The organism is Streptomyces odontotermitis (assembly GCF_050510915.1).
In the GTDB taxonomy this organism is placed as follows: Bacteria; Actinomycetota; Actinomycetes; order Streptomycetales; family Streptomycetaceae; genus Streptomyces.
Map to the genome: position 1 here is coordinate 249,600 of NZ_JBNJLS010000011.1, position 14,854 is coordinate 264,453.

9 protein-coding genes and 1 pseudogene are annotated in these 14,854 nt (G+C 71.6%); 4 read left to right on the forward strand and 6 right to left on the reverse strand.

All coding sequences use genetic code 11. The features are described from left to right. Positions 1-188 precede the first annotated feature (188 nt). Positions 189-581: pseudogene (locus ACQB60_RS28430) on the forward strand (UTRA domain-containing protein); the annotation flags it as partial. On the opposite strand, the gene ACQB60_RS28435 reads toward ACQB60_RS28430, so the two are convergent. From ACQB60_RS28435 to ACQB60_RS28445, 3 genes are read right to left on the reverse strand one after another with little or no spacing between them, the layout of a single operon-like run. After that, entirely contained in the window at positions 560-2,140 is a 1,581-nt protein-coding gene (locus tag ACQB60_RS28435; protein ID WP_496928927.1) for a putative glycosyltransferase family protein, read from the reverse strand. The pseudogene ACQB60_RS28430 and the gene ACQB60_RS28435 overlap by 22 nt on opposite strands. Further along, a complete protein-coding gene (locus ACQB60_RS28440) occupies positions 2,124-2,678 on the reverse strand; it encodes a GtrA family protein (protein ID WP_496928928.1) in 555 nt (184 codons plus the stop codon). The genes ACQB60_RS28435 and ACQB60_RS28440 overlap by 17 nt, the downstream gene beginning before the upstream one ends. Continuing rightward, entirely contained in the window at positions 2,675-3,466 is a 792-nt protein-coding gene (locus ACQB60_RS28445) for a polyprenol monophosphomannose synthase (RefSeq protein ID WP_496928929.1), read from the reverse strand. The genes ACQB60_RS28440 and ACQB60_RS28445 overlap by 4 nt, the downstream gene beginning before the upstream one ends. A gap of 316 nt (positions 3,467-3,782) precedes the next feature. Here ACQB60_RS28445 and ACQB60_RS28450 point away from each other — a divergent pair, with 316 nt between their 5' ends. Further along, positions 3,783-4,898: a serine/threonine-protein kinase gene (locus tag ACQB60_RS28450; RefSeq protein ID WP_496928930.1), complete on the forward strand. Its 1,116-nt coding sequence runs from the start codon at positions 3,783-3,785 to the stop codon at positions 4,896-4,898. Positions 4,899-5,061: 163 nt separating this feature from the next. Next, positions 5,062-6,879 (forward strand): serine/threonine-protein kinase, encoded by a 1,818-nt coding sequence (locus ACQB60_RS28455; protein ID WP_496928931.1) that lies wholly within the window; start codon positions 5,062-5,064, stop codon positions 6,877-6,879. Positions 6,880-6,971: 92 nt separating this feature from the next. Here the strand turns inward: ACQB60_RS28455 and ACQB60_RS28460 are convergent, their stop codons facing one another. After that, positions 6,972-11,918 (reverse strand): NAD-glutamate dehydrogenase, encoded by a 4,947-nt coding sequence (locus ACQB60_RS28460; RefSeq protein ID WP_496928932.1) that lies wholly within the window; start codon positions 11,916-11,918, stop codon positions 6,972-6,974. A gap of 594 nt (positions 11,919-12,512) precedes the next feature. Between ACQB60_RS28460 and ACQB60_RS28465 the strand changes: the two genes are divergently transcribed. Beyond that, the gene (locus tag ACQB60_RS28465; protein ID WP_384838904.1) at positions 12,513-13,079 is read left to right on the forward strand and encodes a DJ-1/PfpI family protein; all 567 of its coding nucleotides are present in this window, start codon (positions 12,513-12,515) and stop codon (positions 13,077-13,079) included. Between the two features lie 117 nt (positions 13,080-13,196). Here ACQB60_RS28465 and ACQB60_RS28470 read toward each other — a convergent pair whose 3' ends face one another. Beyond that, positions 13,197-13,865 (reverse strand): HAD family hydrolase, encoded by a 669-nt coding sequence (locus ACQB60_RS28470; RefSeq protein WP_496928933.1) that lies wholly within the window; start codon positions 13,863-13,865, stop codon positions 13,197-13,199. 234 nt (positions 13,866-14,099) lie between these two features. Beyond that, positions 14,100-14,606, reverse strand: coding sequence for a DUF6912 family protein (locus tag ACQB60_RS28475; RefSeq protein WP_496928934.1), 507 nt, complete (start codon positions 14,604-14,606; stop codon positions 14,100-14,102). Positions 14,607-14,854 lie beyond the last annotated feature (248 nt).

The following is a 14,854-nucleotide window of genomic DNA, read 5'->3' on the forward strand; positions in this document are numbered from 1 at the left end:
TCTCGCTCGCGCCGACTGTCCGCGCACCGCACCGCACCGCACCGCTTTGCGCCGCACCACCCGTGCGGCAACGCGTTCGTGGCGAGCTCGGAGACGCAGAGCCGGATGTCGTCCTGCCGGTCAGTGACACCCCACTCCGCGAGCGTCTCGACAGCAAAGGTCCGCGCCGCACTCACCGACCCGCGTGCGAGGTGGCCGACCTGCTCGGCGTTCGCGCCGGGGAGCCTGTCGTCGTCCGCCGTCGCATCATCCAACTCGACGGTGAACCCTGCGAGTTGACGGACACGTACTACCCAGTGGAGATCGCGCGCGGCACCCCTCTCGCCGAGACGGGGAAGATCCGGGGCGGAGCCATGACGTTCCTGGCCGAGCTCGGCCACATCGGCGTACGCGTCCGCGAGGACGTGACCGCCCGCATGCCGGACGCCGACGAACGCGAGGCACTGCGTCTCGGGCAGGACGAACCCGTGCTTCGGCTGAGCCGAGTCACCCTGGACGGCGGCGAACGCCCGATCCAGGCCGACATGATGGTGATGCCCGCCCACCACCAACGGCTGCGCTACGAGATCAGGATCGGGTGACGCGGATGGCCCGGTGCCCCGGACGCCCGGTGGCCAGGTGACCCCACCACCTCGAACAACACCTGCCCCCGAGGCCCCACCCCCACCCGCCGCAGCGCGGGATCGTCCGCCGGCAGTCCCCCGTCACCCGGATACGCCACCACCCACCGCACCCCGTACCGGTGCAGCACCTCAAGGCGCTCGGCCCGTGACGTACCCGCGGCGAAGTACCGGTTCACGGCATCCAACCGCCGCTCCTGATCCGGCAGGAAGAAGTCCGGATACCCCGGAGCCACCGTGTACGGCCCGTACGCGGGAATCTGCCGGGCCGGGAACGTCTTGGCCATCACCACGTCCCCGTACCGCACCCCCCGGTCCATGATCCACTGGTAACCCGCCCACGGTGCCTTGTACTTGGCGGCGACCCGCGGCGGCAGGTCCCGCTTCGGGATCACGTAACCCAGCGTCCCCACCTGCGTCCAGGCACCCACCAGCAGCGCGAGCCCCAGCACCCCCGCGAAGAGCCCCCGCATCCCGGCCTTCCGTGCCCCGGCCCGCCTCCCCGCCTCGAACACCTCGAGCGCCGCCGCCAGCTGCGCCGGGATCAGGGCGGCCGGCAGGACCCGTCCCCACGAGTAGTGGCCGGTGAGCCCGCCCGCCGCGAACATCAGGGCGCCCAGCGCGAGGAAGATCACCAGCGGATCCCGCCGGTCCCGGCGCCAGCGCAGGGCGAGAGCGGCCACCCCCACCAGCACCAGCCCGAAGTGCCCGAGCAAGTGCCGGTAGAGCGAGCGGTGGATCTCCTCCAGGCCGCCCACCCCGAACAGGTCGAAGAAGGAGTAGTACGGCCAGGCCAGCAGGACCACGAAGCCCAGCGCCAGGCCCCCGCCGAGCCGCAGCAGCACCGCCCGCGACGGCCACGGCCGCGCCCCCGCCACCATCGCGAGCGCCCCGAACGACGCGACCACGCCCGTGAACTGGTGGCTGAGCAGGATGACGGACCAGAGCAGCCCCAGGCCCAGGAAGACCGGCACGCCCGACCCGGAGCGCAGGGCACGGCGCAGCAGCGCCCACAAGTGGAAGGACAGCCCCAGCGCGAACGTACTCGGATACGAGATCGTCAGAGCAAGGGAGTTGAGCCCGAGGAAGCCGCTCCAGTTGAAGAGCGAAGGGCCCCAGAGGAGGAGCAGGCACAGAAGGGCGAGCGGCGGCGCCGCCCGTCGCGTGCTGAACGTCCGTACGAGATTCCAGACCCCCGTCACCAGCAGGGCGAGCCCCGCCACCGCCGCCATCCGCAGCACCACGAACGTCCCGAGCCCCGTCACCTTGGCCAGACAGCCGAGCAGCAGCATCCAGGGGGAGTAGTAGGGGCTGGGGGTGTTCGCGTCGACGAGGGGGTTGCCGGGGTCGACCAGGTCGTGGCGGAGCCGTTCGATCGTCGCCGCGTGGACGCCGAGGTCGCCCGCCCAGGGCAGCCTGGCGATCACGGCGACGAGCAGGATCAGCAGGAGCAGGGCGGGCAGGGCGGGCAGGGCGGCCGCCAGGACCGCCCAGGAGGGGGTCTTACGCGCGCCGCGCATCACGCTTCGCGTGCTCCTTGTGCCCACGGTGTCCACGGTGCTGGAACACCCACGTCCGGTACACCAGGAAGCGGAACGCCGACGCCAGCACGATCGACAGCGCCTTCGCGATGTTCGAGCCGAGCGGCCCGCTCATGCCCGCCAGGTGGTAGCCCGCGTAGAACAGCGCGCTCTCCATCACCACGCCGATCCCGCTGAAGACGAAGAACAGCACGATCTGCCGCTTCGTGCGCGCGGACCGGTCCCGGTAGGTGAAGAAGCGGAAGCCCAGGTAGTTGGTGCCCATGGCGATGCAGCTGGCCAGCACCGTCGCGGTCATCGGGCCCCAACCGAGGCCGTGCAGAAGGAGGTTGAAGACGACGAAGTTGACCAGCACGCCGCTGCCGCCGACCACGCCGAACTTCACCAGCTCGAGGGTGAGGCGGCGCAGACGCGCGAAGGTGAGACGGCCGCCACCCGTGTGCGCGGGCTCCACGCCGGGCGCGGGCGCCCCGGGGGTGGCGGAGGACGTCGTGGGGGCCTGGTCCAGCATCGTCATCGTCGCGACCTCGCCCGCAGCTTCCACGGCATCGCGATCGACTCCAGCTGCACCATCAGGTTCATCTTCGACTCGCCGACCGTGCGGTCCTCGAAGTGGATCGGCACCTCCACGACGTCGAAGCCGCGGCGCAGCGCCCGGTACTTCATCTCGACCTGGAAGCTGTAGCCCGCGCTGTCCACGGACGCCAGGTCGATGGCGCGCAGCGCGTCCGCCCGCCACAGGTTGAAGCCGCCGGTGATGTCGCGGACGCGGGTGCCGAGGATGGTGCCCGCGTACGTGTTGGCCCAGCGCGAGAGCAGCTTGCGGTGCGCGCCCCACGCGTCGGAGAGGGTGCCGCCCTGCACATAGCGGCTGCCGATGACGACGCCCGCCTCGGTGGAGAGGGCGACCCCGAGCAGCTCGGCGATCTTGTCGGCGGGGTGGCTGCCGTCCGCGTCCATCTGCAGCACGTACCGCGCGCCGTCCGCGACGGCCTGCGCCATCCCGGCCGCGTAGGCCCGGCCGAGGCCGTCCTTCTCGGTGCGGTGCAGCACCGAGATCCGGGCGGCGCCCTCGCGCTCCGCGTACTCCTGCGCCTTGCTCTCCGCGAGGTCGCCGGTGCCGTCCGGGCTGGAGTCGTCGACGACGAGCAGGCGCAGCCCCGGCAGCGGGAGCGCCATCAGCGCGTCGGCCATCCCGGGCAGATTGCCCGCCTCGTTGTACGTCGGCATGACGACGGTCAGCGGCGTCCGCGCCCACGCTTCGGGCAGACGCCCCGTATGGCGCTCGGAGATGTTCACAGTCACGCTTGAGCCCTTCCTCGGTCCGACCACTGATCGCGGAGACGTCCTGGAAGACGTCTGGATACCGGAAGACGTTCAGCCGGACCTTCCTCGTACGGCCTCGTACGGGCCCCGCAGACCTCCGTCAGACAATCTCATCCACCTTAGCCCATATGCCCGAATTATTGGGATATGGCAAATCTCATCACCCGTTCCGCGCCCCGGAGACAACCTCCCGCCCCGCGATACGCTCCGCTGCATCACCGGCGACAGGGACCGAACCGGCGACAGTGACCCACAGGGACACGGACAGGGACACGGACAGGGACGGGGAGCAGCCATGGGGGGCGCGGTACCGAAGCCGCTGCGGGAGCAGGACCCGCGCGAGGTGTCCGGCTACCCGGTGCGGGCCCGGATCGGCGAGGGCGGCATGGGCACCGTCTACCTCTCGTACAGCCGCGGCGGCCAGCCCGTCGCCCTGAAACTGATCCGCGCCGAGTACGCCGAGGGCTCCGGCTCCACCGCCTTCCGCGAACGCTTCGCCCGCGAGATCGCCGCCGCCCACCACGTCGCGGGCTACCACCTCGTGCCCGTCGTCGACCACGACGCGCACGCCGCCCGCCCCTGGCTCGCCACCCGGTACGTCCCCGGGATCCCCTTGGACGACGTCCTCGACGACCACGGGCCGCTGCCCGCCGCCACCGTGCTCCAGCTCGCCGCGTGCACCGCCCGCGCCCTGTCCGCCGTGCACATCGCCGGGGTCATCCACCGCGACGTCAAGCCGGGCAACCTGCTGCTCGCCGCCGACGGCCCCTGGCTCCTGGACTTCGGCATCGCCCGCGCCGCCGGGGCCGCGACGCTGACCACGGTGGGCCGCCTCGTCGGCACGCCCCGTTACATGTCTCCCGAGCACGCCCTCGGGCGGCCGCTCACGGCCGCCGCCGACGTGTTCGCGCTCGGCCTGGTCGCCGCCGAGGCCGCCACGGGCCGCCATCCCTTCGGGCGCGGCAACGGCCTGGCCATCGCCGCGCGCATCGCGGGCACCGACCGCGAGCCCCCGGCACTGGACGACGTACCGGAGCCCGTCCGCACCCTCGTCCGCTCCTGCCTGGCGGCCCGCCCCGAGGACCGGCCGACGGCGGCGCGGGCGGCCGAGCTGTTCGCCGCGGCGTTCAGGGAGACGGCGGGCCGCACTGAGGCGACGGGCCGGACGGAGACGACAGGCCGAACGGAGACGACAGGCCGCGACGTGCGGGACTTCACCGGCTGGCTCCCGGCCCAGGTCGCCGCCGACGTGACCCGCGTCGAGGCATCCCTCGCCCCGGCGCCGGCGCCCGCCCCGTCCCTGGCGGACGCGGAGACCGTGCGGGCGCTGCCCCCGACCGCGCCCCTCACGGTGCGGGACGAGTCGGGCAGCTCGTCGGAGTGGTCACGCCGGGTGCGCCGCGAACCCTGATCCCACGGCGCCCACGTAACTCCCCCCCCCACGCAATTCCCCGCGTAACTCCCCCTGTACGAACGGAACTTCGGCACCCTCAACAGTGTCGTAAGCTCTGTACGCTTCAGCGGCGCCGCACGGCACAGGCGCACCGCATGTCACCGGGGGAGGCACTCACACCATGAGCGGCAGCGCACCACAGGGCGGCGGCGCACCACAGGGCAGCGGCGCGTCACAGGGCGGCACCGGCAGCCGCGGCGGCGGCAACCGGCGCGACATCCTGAGCCCCCTCGGGCCGCAGGACCCCCGCGAGACCTCCGGCTACCGGCTCCTCGCCCGGATCGGCGAGGGCGGCATGGGCACCGTCTACCTCTCCCACACCCGCGGCGGCCAGCCCGTCGCGCTCAAGGTGATCCGCCGCGAGTACGGCCAGGACCCCGACTTCCGCCGCCGCTTCGAGCAGGAGGTGCAGGCCGCCCGCCGCGTCCAGGGCTACCACCTGGTGCCGGTCGTCGACCACGACACCAGCGGCGAACTCCCCTGGCTCGCCTCGGCGTTCATCCCCGGCATCCCCCTCGACGACACCCTGGCCGTGCACGGCCCGCTGCCGCTGCCCGCCGTCTTCCAGCTCGTCGGCTGCGCGGCGCGCGCGCTCTCCGCGATCCACAGCGCGGGCGTGATCCACCGCGACCTGAAGCCCAGCAACATCCTGCTGGGTTCCGGCGGCCCGTACGTCATCGACTTCGGCATCGCCCGCGCCGCCGACGCCACCCAGCTCACCCAGTCCGGCGGTCTGATCGGCACCCCGCAGTACATGTCGCCCGAGCACGCCCTCGGCGAGCAGGTCACCGCGGCCGCCGACGTCTTCTCGCTCGGCCTGATCGCCGCGATCGCCGCCACCGGCCGCCACCCCTACGGCGACGGCGGCGCCATCACCATCGCCGCCCAGATCGCCAACACCGCCCACCGCCCGCCCCAACTCACCGCATACGACGAGCAGTTGCGTCCGCTCCTGGAGCGCTGCCTCACCGGTGACCCGGCCGCCCGGATCGGCACCGCCGAGCTCGCCGAGTGGTGCGAGCGGGCGTCGGGCCGTGCGCTGAGCGACTTCGGCGACTGGCTGCCGCTCGCCCTGGCCGAGGAGATCGCCCGGCGCGAGCAGACGGCCCAGAACCCGCCCCCGCCCCAGGCTCCCGCCGCCCCGCCTGCACCCCCGACGACGGCGCCCACCGCCCCGCCCGCGACGGGGTACGGCTACCCGGCCGCCCCGGCGACCCAGACCTTCGGCGCCCCGGCCGACCCGCAGACCTACAACCTCTCCCCCGCTCCCGCCCCGGCCGCGCCACGGCGCCGGGGCCGTGGCCGCCTCGCCCTGATCGCCGCCGCCCTGATCATCGCGGTCGGCGCGGGAGCGGGCGCGGCGGTGTGGGTGCTCGGCAAGGACGACGGCAAGAGCGGCGACGAGGCGAAGGGCAACGACGACAAGCACGCGTCGTCGCCCGCCAACTCACCCAAGGAGGAGGAGAGTTCCGAGCCCGGCGACCCCACCGGGGAAACCTCGACTCCCCCCGCTGGCACCACGTACAAGGCGCTGTTCAATGACCGGCCGATGACGCTGCGCACCCCGGCCGGCTCGCTGGACCGCACCTATGTGGACCTCGACGGCCCCAAGGTCGACCCGACCGGGAACATGGACAGCGAGGACTACGACTTCTCGGCGGAGTACCAGGAGCTGACGTTCGACCACCCCATGGGCAAAGCGGCCGGCGCCACTCCCGAGCAGTGCCGGGAAGGCGCCGAGCAGAACCCTTTCAGGGAGACCCTGAGCGGCGACGCGATCAACAAGTCCCAGCAGATCGTCAAGGGCGACCGGCTCTGCATGATCACCGGCGACGGCAACCTCGCCATGTGGACCATCACCGACGTCGACGCCCCCAGCGACCCCGACTACCTCCCCGATCTCAAGGGGACGGTCACCGTCTGGGAGACCGGCACCTGACCCCGGAAACCGGCACCTGATCCGCCCGGCCGGACGCACGCGAGGGGGCGCCCACATCACTCGATGCGGGCGCCCCCTCGGCGCGGCAGGGCCTACGAGTGCGTACGCAGCAACGTACGCATGGTCCTCATGGCCACGGACAGGTTCGCCAGATCGAACGCGTCCGAGCCCTGGATCTCGTCCAGCGTCGTCCGCGCACGGCCCAGGATCGCCGCGTTCTTCTCCTCCCACGCCTTGAACCGCTGCTCCGGCGTCGACGCGCCGTTGCCCACCGACAGCACGTCGGACGTCAGCGCCGCGTGCGCCGCGTACAGGTCCTCGCGGATCGACGCGCGCGCCATGGACTGCCAGCGGTCCGCGCGCGGCAGCTCGATGATGCGGTCCATGAGCTGGGTGATGTGCAGCCGGTCGGCGAGGTCGTAGTACACCTCGGCGACCGCCATCGGGTCCTTGTCGGTGCGGTCCGCGATCGCGACGATGTCGAGCGCCGGGAAGACCGAGGAGAACCCGGCGACCCGCTGCGCCAGCTCCTCCGGGACCCCGGCCTCCGTCAGCTCCTCCCGGATGCCCTGGTACCACTCCAGGTCCGAGCCGCTCAGCAGCTTCGGCAGCTCCGTCCAGACCTGGGCGACGCCCTCGCTGAAGAAGCCGATCGTGTCGGCGAGCTGCAGCGGCTGCGGCCGGTTGTTGAGCAGCCAGCGCGTGCCGCGCTCCACGAGGCGGCGCGAGTGCAGCCGGATCTGCGTCTGGATCTCGGCCTGCACCTCGTTGTCGAGGGACTCGACGGCGTCCCAGACCTCGCTGAGGCCGAAGATCTCGCGCGCCGCGAGCTGCGCCCGCACGATCTCCTCGAGGGAGGCGCCGGTCTCCTCGCGCAGCCGGTGCAGGAAGGTCGAACCACCGGTGTTCACCGTGTCGTTGACCAGCACCGTCGTCACGATCTCGCGGCGCAGCGCGTGCCCGTCGACCTGCTCGGGGAACTTCTCGCGCAGCGCCTTCGGGAAGTAGGCGTGCAGCAGGCGGCGCAGATACGCGTCGTCGGGCAGCGTTGTCTGGATCAGCTCGTCCGCCGTGGTGATCTTCGTGTACGCGAGGAGCACGGCGAGCTCCGGCTGCGACAGTCCGCGCCCCGCGTTGAGCAGCTCACGGATCTGCCGGTCGCTGGGCAGGAACTCCAGGCCCCGGTCGAGGTGGCCCTGCTTGCCGAGCCTGCGCATGAAGCGCTGGTGGGCGTGGAGCAGCGACGGCGACTGGGCGACGGCGTTGGCGAGGGCGGTGTTCTGCGCGTAGTTGTTGCGCAGCACCAACTGGCCGACCTCGTCGGTCATTTCGGCGAGCAGCTTGTTGCGCTGCTTGACCGTCATGTCGCCGTTGGCCACGACCGCGTTCAGCAGGATCTTGATGTTCACCTCGTGGTCGGAGGTGTCCACGCCCGCGCTGTTGTCGATCGCGTCGGTGTTGATGCGGCCGCCGGAGCGCGCGAACTCGATGCGCCCGAGCTGCGTGAGCCCCAGGTTGCCGCCCTCACCGACGACCTTGACCCGCAGCTCCTGGCCGTCCACGCGGATCGCGTCGTTCGCCTTGTCGCCCACGTCGGCGTTGGACTCGGCGCTCGACTTCACGTACGTGCCGATGCCGCCGTTCCACAGCAGGTCGACGGGGGACTGGAGGATGGCCTTCATGAGGTCGGCCGGGGTCATCTTGGCGACGCCCGTCTCGATGCCGAGGGCCTCGCGGATGTGCGCGTTGAGCTGGATCGCCTTGGCACTGCGCGGGAAGATCCCGCCGCCGGACGAAAGGAGCTCCTTGTTGTAGTCGGCCCAGGAGCTGCGCGGCAGCTCGAACAGGCGGCGCCGCTCCGCGTACGAGGTGGCCGCGTCCGGGTTCGGGTCGATGAAGATGTGTCGGTGGTCGAAGGCCGCGACAAGCCGGATGTGCTCACTCAGGAGCATTCCGTTGCCGAAGACGTCGCCGCTCATGTCGCCCACGCCGACCGCCGTGAAGTCCTCGGTCTGGGTGTCGTGGCCGAGCTCCCGGAAGTGCCGCTTCACGGACTCCCAGGCGCCGCGCGCGGTGATGCCCATGCCCTTGTGGTCGTAGCCGGCCGAGCCACCGGAGGCGAAGGCGTCCCCGAGCCAGAAGTTGTAGCTCTCGGCGACCTCGTTGGCGATGTCGGAGAACGTGGCGGTGCCCTTGTCGGCGGCGACCACGAGGTAGGTGTCGTCCTCGTCGTGCCGCACGACGTCCGCCGGGGGCACGACCTCTCCGGCGACGAGGTTGTCGGTGATGTCGAGCAGCGCCGAGATGAAGATCTTGTAGCAGGCGACGCCCTCGGCCAGCCACGCGTCCCGGTCCACGGACGGGTCGGGCAGCTGCTTGGCGACGAAGCCGCCCTTGGCGCCGACCGGCACGATGACGGTGTTCTTCACCATCTGCGCCTTCACCAGGCCGAGGATCTCCGTACGGAAGTCCTCACGGCGGTCGGACCAGCGCAGACCACCGCGCGCGACCTTGCCGAAGCGCAGGTGCACGCCCTCGACCCGCGGCGAGTACACCCAGATCTCGTACGCCGGGCGGGGCGCAGGAAGGTCCGGGATGGCCTGCGGGTCGAACTTCATGGAGACGTACGCGTGCGGCTTGCCGCCCGCCGCCTCCTGGAAGAAGTTGGTGCGCAGCGTCGCCTTGATCACGGTGAGGAACGAGCGCAGGATGCGGTCCTCGTCCAGGCTCGCCACCTGGTCGAGGGCGCCGTCCAGCTCCTCCAGGATGCCGTCGATGAGCTCGGTGCCGGCGCTCTGCCGGTCCGGGGACATCCGGGCCTCGAAGAGGGAGATGAGCAGCCGCGTCGTGTGGACGTTGTTGCGGAGGGTGTCCTCCATGTAGTCCTGGCTGAACGTGGAGCCCGCCTGGCGCAGGTACTTGGCGTAGGCGCGCAGCACCATCGCCTGCCGCCAGCTCAGCCCGGCGCCGAGCACCAGGGAGTTGAAGCCGTCGACCTCCGCCTCGCCGGACCAGGCGGCGGCGAACGCCTCCTGGAAGCGCTCGCGGGCGTCGTCGGCCATGTAGTCGCCGTTGCCGTTGATCGCGTTGGGCATGCGCAGACCGAAGTCGTAGACCCACGCGTTGGTCCGGTCCGAGCAGCGCAGCTCGTACGGGCGCTCGTCGGTGACCTCGACGCCGAGGCGCTGCAGCACGGGCAGGACGGCCGAGAGGGAGACCTGGCCGCCGAGCCGGTAGATCTTGAAGCGGCGCTCACCGGGGGCGGCGCCCACCGGCTCGTACAGGCTGAGCGCGAAGTCGCCCTTGCCGTGCGTCAGTTGCTCCAGGTGCACCAGGTCGGCGACGGCGGCACGCGGCGTGTGGTCCGCCTTGTAGCCCTCGGGGAAGGCGGAGCCGTACCGGCGCAGCAGCTCCGCGGCCCGCTCCTCGCCGCACTCGGCGGTCAGCGCCTCGGCGAAGCCGTCGGCCCAGGAGCGGGCGGCCTCGACGAGACGGGCCTCGATGCGCTCCTTGTCGGCGTCGGACAGCTCCGGGAGCTCGCTGCCGGGCGCGACACGGACGACGAAGTGGATGCGGGAGAGGATCGACTCGGTGTTCCAGGCGGTGAAGTCGACGCTGGTGCCGCCCAGTTCCTCCTTGAGGATGTCGATGATCCGCAGCCGTACGCCCGTGGTGTAGCGGTCCCGGGGCAGGTAGACGAGCGCCGAGTAGTAGCGCCCGTACTCGTCCTGCCGCAGGTAGAGGCGCAGGCGCCGCCGCTCCTGCAGGTAGAGAACGCTCGTGACGATGGAGCGCAGCTCGTCGGCCGGGGTCTGGAACAGCTCGTCGCGCGGGTACGTCTCCATGATCTGCAGCAGGTCACGGCCGTCGTGGCTGTTGCGCGAGAACCCGGCGCCCTTGAGGACCTCGTCGACCTTGCGGCGGATCACGGGGACGCGCAGCACCGACTCGGTGTACGCGGCCGAGGAGAACAGACCGAGGAAGCGGCGCTCACCGATGACGTTGCCCTCGGCGTCGAACTTCTTCACGCCGACGTAGTCGAGGTAGCTCGGGCGGTGCACGGTGGCCCGGCTGTTGGCCTTCGTCAGGACCAGGAGCTTGTGCTCGCGGGCCTTGGCGCGGGCGTCGGCGGGCAGCCGGCTGAAGGACGGGCTGACGGGGTGGTGGTCCTCGCCGTCGTGCGGCGGGTCGGCGCGCAGGATGCCGAGGCCGGTGCCGGGGACCGCGGTGAGGGAGTCGTCCTCGGTGAGGTCGTACTCGCGGAAGCCGAGGAACGTGAAGTGGTTGTCGGCGAGCCAGCGCAGCAGCTCGCGGGCCTCCTCGACCTCCTGGTCGCGCAGGTCGACGGCGGTCGGCTCGCCGGGCAGCTCATCGGCGATGCGCAGCGCCGCGTCGCGCATCTTCTCCCAGTCCTCGACGGTCTCGCGGACGTCGGACAGGACGCGCACCAGATCGGCGGTGATCTGCTTCAGGTCGGCCCGGTCGGTCTCGCGGTCCATCTCGACGTGGATCCACGACTCGGTGAGCGCGTCGTGCGGGCGCTCCGTCGAGGCGTCGGCGGACAGGACCTCAAGGAGCTTGCCCGTGACGTCACGGCGGACGATGACCTGGGGGTGGATCACGACGTGGATGCCGCGGCCCTGGCGGGAGAGCTCATTGGTGACGGAGTCGACGAGGAACGGCATGTCGTCGGTGACCACCTCGACGACGGAGTGGCTGCACGTCCAGCCGTTCTCCTCGACCGTCGGGGTGTGCACCCGGACGTTGGCGGTTCCCTGCGGGCGGTTCTCGGCCAGCCGGTAGTGCGAGAAGGCGGCTCCGAAGACGTCGACCGGGTCACGGTCGGCGAGGTCCTCGGGGGCGGTGTGCAGGTAGTAGCGCTGGAGGAACGCGAGTGCGGTGTCCTGGTCGGGCGCGGCCTCGCTCGTCGACCCGGTCGGAGCCCCCGTGGGTAGGCGCCCCCCCACCGGGCTGTTCTCAGCTACCCGGGCGGCCCGTGCGAGCAGCTCGGCCTTGGCTTCGTCCAGCTTGGTCTGCATTGTCCTCTGACTCCTGTCGCGCGCCGTTGCGTGACGTAGAAGGAAGTGATGTGACATAACGCCGCGACGCGGGGTCTCCGGTCCAGGTCGACGTTATGCCGCGATGAGCGATGAGCGGGCGGTTATCCGCCAAATTCAGCGGCTTCGCTGAGTGGCTTGCCGGCCGGCTCGGCCGGCCGTACCGCGAGGAAGCGTCAGCGACCGCCCGGGCACGGATGTACTCCGTGGCTCCCGGGCGCAGGGCGGGGACACTCGTGCCCCCGCGGGATATCGCGCTGATCACGGGACAAGGCTATCGCCCCGCACCGGTAACCCGTCATGAGCCGCATGTGTACAAAAGATGAGGCGAAACTTTGCCACTCTGCACAGAAACCAGCCATGGCTGAGCCACTCCCCCTGCCCTTGCCTCGTGGACGCTCTCGTGGACTGGACGCTCTCGTGGACGGTCGCGCGGACGGCTTCCGGCTCTCTTGCGGCTTCCGGCTCTCTCCGACTTGCGGGTGGCCCTCTTGGCAAAGGGCCGCGGTGGAGGCACGTTGGCCAAGGCGATCCGCCCGACGGGCGGGCGGGCCCGGCCGAGGGGAGTGCGGCGAGATGCCAGCGAAGATCCTGATAGTGACCGGTGACGCGGCGGAGTCACTGGAGGTGCTCTACCCCTACCAACGGCTGCGCGAGGAGGGCTACGACGTCGACATCGCCGCCCCCGCCCGCAAGAAGCTCCAGTTCGTCGTGCACGACTTCGAGCCGGGCTTCGACACCTACACCGAGAAGCCGGGCTACACCTGGCCCGCCGACCTCGCCTTCTCCGAGGTCGATCCCGGGCAGTACGCCGCCCTGGTGATCCCCGGCGGCCGGGCCCCCGAGTATCTGCGCAACGACCCCGAGCTCCGGAAGATCCTCAAGGCGTTCTTCGACTCCGACAAACCAGTGGCCCAGATCTGCCACGGCCCCCTCCTGACCGCGGCCATCGGCGGGCTCCAGGGCCGCCGCGTGACCGCCTACCCGGCCCTCGAGCTGGACATCCAGTCCGCGGGCGCGACCTTCCAGGACGCCGAGACGGTGGTCGACGGCACCCTCGTCTCCGCCCGCGCCTGGCCGGACCACTCCCGCTGGATGCGCGAGTTCCTGACCGTGCTGCGGGCGAAGGCACCGGTCACCTGAGGCAGCCCCTGAGGCACCCGCACCCCGACGCGGGCGACGGCCCCGGCGCGGCCCGGCTCAGGCGGTCCCAGGCGGTGCCAGGCGGTGTCAGGCAGCCTCAGGTCGGCTCAGGCCAGCTCATGCCGCGAACGCCTCCGCCACCCGCACCGCCTCGGCCAGCGTGTCCACCACGGGCACGCCCGCCTCCTCCAGGCTGGCGCGGCTGTGCGAGCCACCGGTGTAGAGGACCGCGCGAGCGCCCGCGTGGGCCGCCGCCACCGCGTCGTCGACGGCGTCACCGATCACCACCGTGCGCGCCGCGGGTATGCCGTCGAGCGCGGCGAGGTGGCGCACCATGCGGTCGGCCTTGCCCGCGTGCGAGGTGTCCATCCGCCCGTCGATGCGTATGAAGTGCTCCTCGATGCCGTGCTTGCGGACGATCGGCACCAGATGTTCGTGCGGGGCGAGCGAGAGCAACGACTGGGTGTGCCCCGCCGCCCGGCGCTGCGCGAGCAGCTCGGCCGCGCCGTCCGCGAGGCCGCAGGACTCCGCCCGCGCCCAGTAGTGCTTGTGGAACACGGCGTCCATCACCTCCCACTCGGCCTCGGTGGGCAGCCGCCCCATGAGCCGCTCGTAGAAGCGCGGTATGGGCACGCAGTACAGATCGCGGTACCGCTCCAGCGTGATCGGTGCCAGGCCGATCTCCGCGAACGAGGCGTTGGTCGCCTCGATCACCGTGTGGATGTCGTGCAGGAGCGTGCCGTTCCAGTCCCAGACGATGTGTGCTGCGTGTGCGTGCTTCCCCATGTCGAAGAACGTACCCGCCGCCACCGGCCGCCCACCATCGGCAGATCCCTGACCGTCCCCGGACCCGACCCTGATCACCACCAAGGGTCGCTCAGGCCAAAGCTCGACCGGCGCCCCGCGAGAACTGCGCCCCGTGAGAACTGCGCCCGACCTGCCCCCGCGCCGAGCCCGAGCCCGGCCCGCACACAGCCGCACCCGGCCGCACCCGGCCACACCCAGTCGGTCAGCAGCCGCTCAGCCGACCAGCCCCGGAATCTCCTGCGTCGCGAACCACAGCAGCTCGTGGTCCTCGGCCCCGTCCACCGTGAACCGCGCGTCGTCGTCACCCTGGTCCGCCGCACCCAGCGCCGCCGCGGCCGCGGACACATCGGCCTCCGCGTCGTCCGCGTCCACATGCACGGCCGCCGCCTTGGCCAGCGGCAGCGCACCCTCGATCCGCACCTCGCCGAGCGCACCCTCGTCGAGGCCCCGGTCGGGATCGGCCATCGCGGCACCGTCCGGCACGTCCGCCGCCACGACGACCCGGCGCCGCACCGCCGACGGGTCCCCCGCGAGCAGCCGCAGCGAGGCGAGTGCGGCCCGGTTGAGCGCCGCGTACTCCAGTTCCTCGATGTCGTCCGAGACGTACCACTCCCGCAGCGCGGGCGTGACGGCGTACGCGGTCAGCGGCCCGGGCCCCAGCTCGCCCGCCTGGTGCGCCTCCGCGAGCCGGGGCAGGGTCAGAGGGACATAGACGCGCATGGCTGGCCGCTTTCGTTCGGGGGACCGCTCCCGCCGGACTGCCGGCAGGCTCCGGGAAGGGCCTTCAGGATACGTGCGGCGTCCCCGATCGGGCTGCCGCCCAAGCCCGTTCCGGCGTCAACCCACGCCCCGTTCCTCACTCTGTCCACCCCCGGGATTTCGGGGATTCGGCCCGCCCGAAACACCTGATAGGTGAATCTCCCGGCCACCCGCCCCGGGCTCCGTGCCGCCTTGCGGAGGCCGCCGCC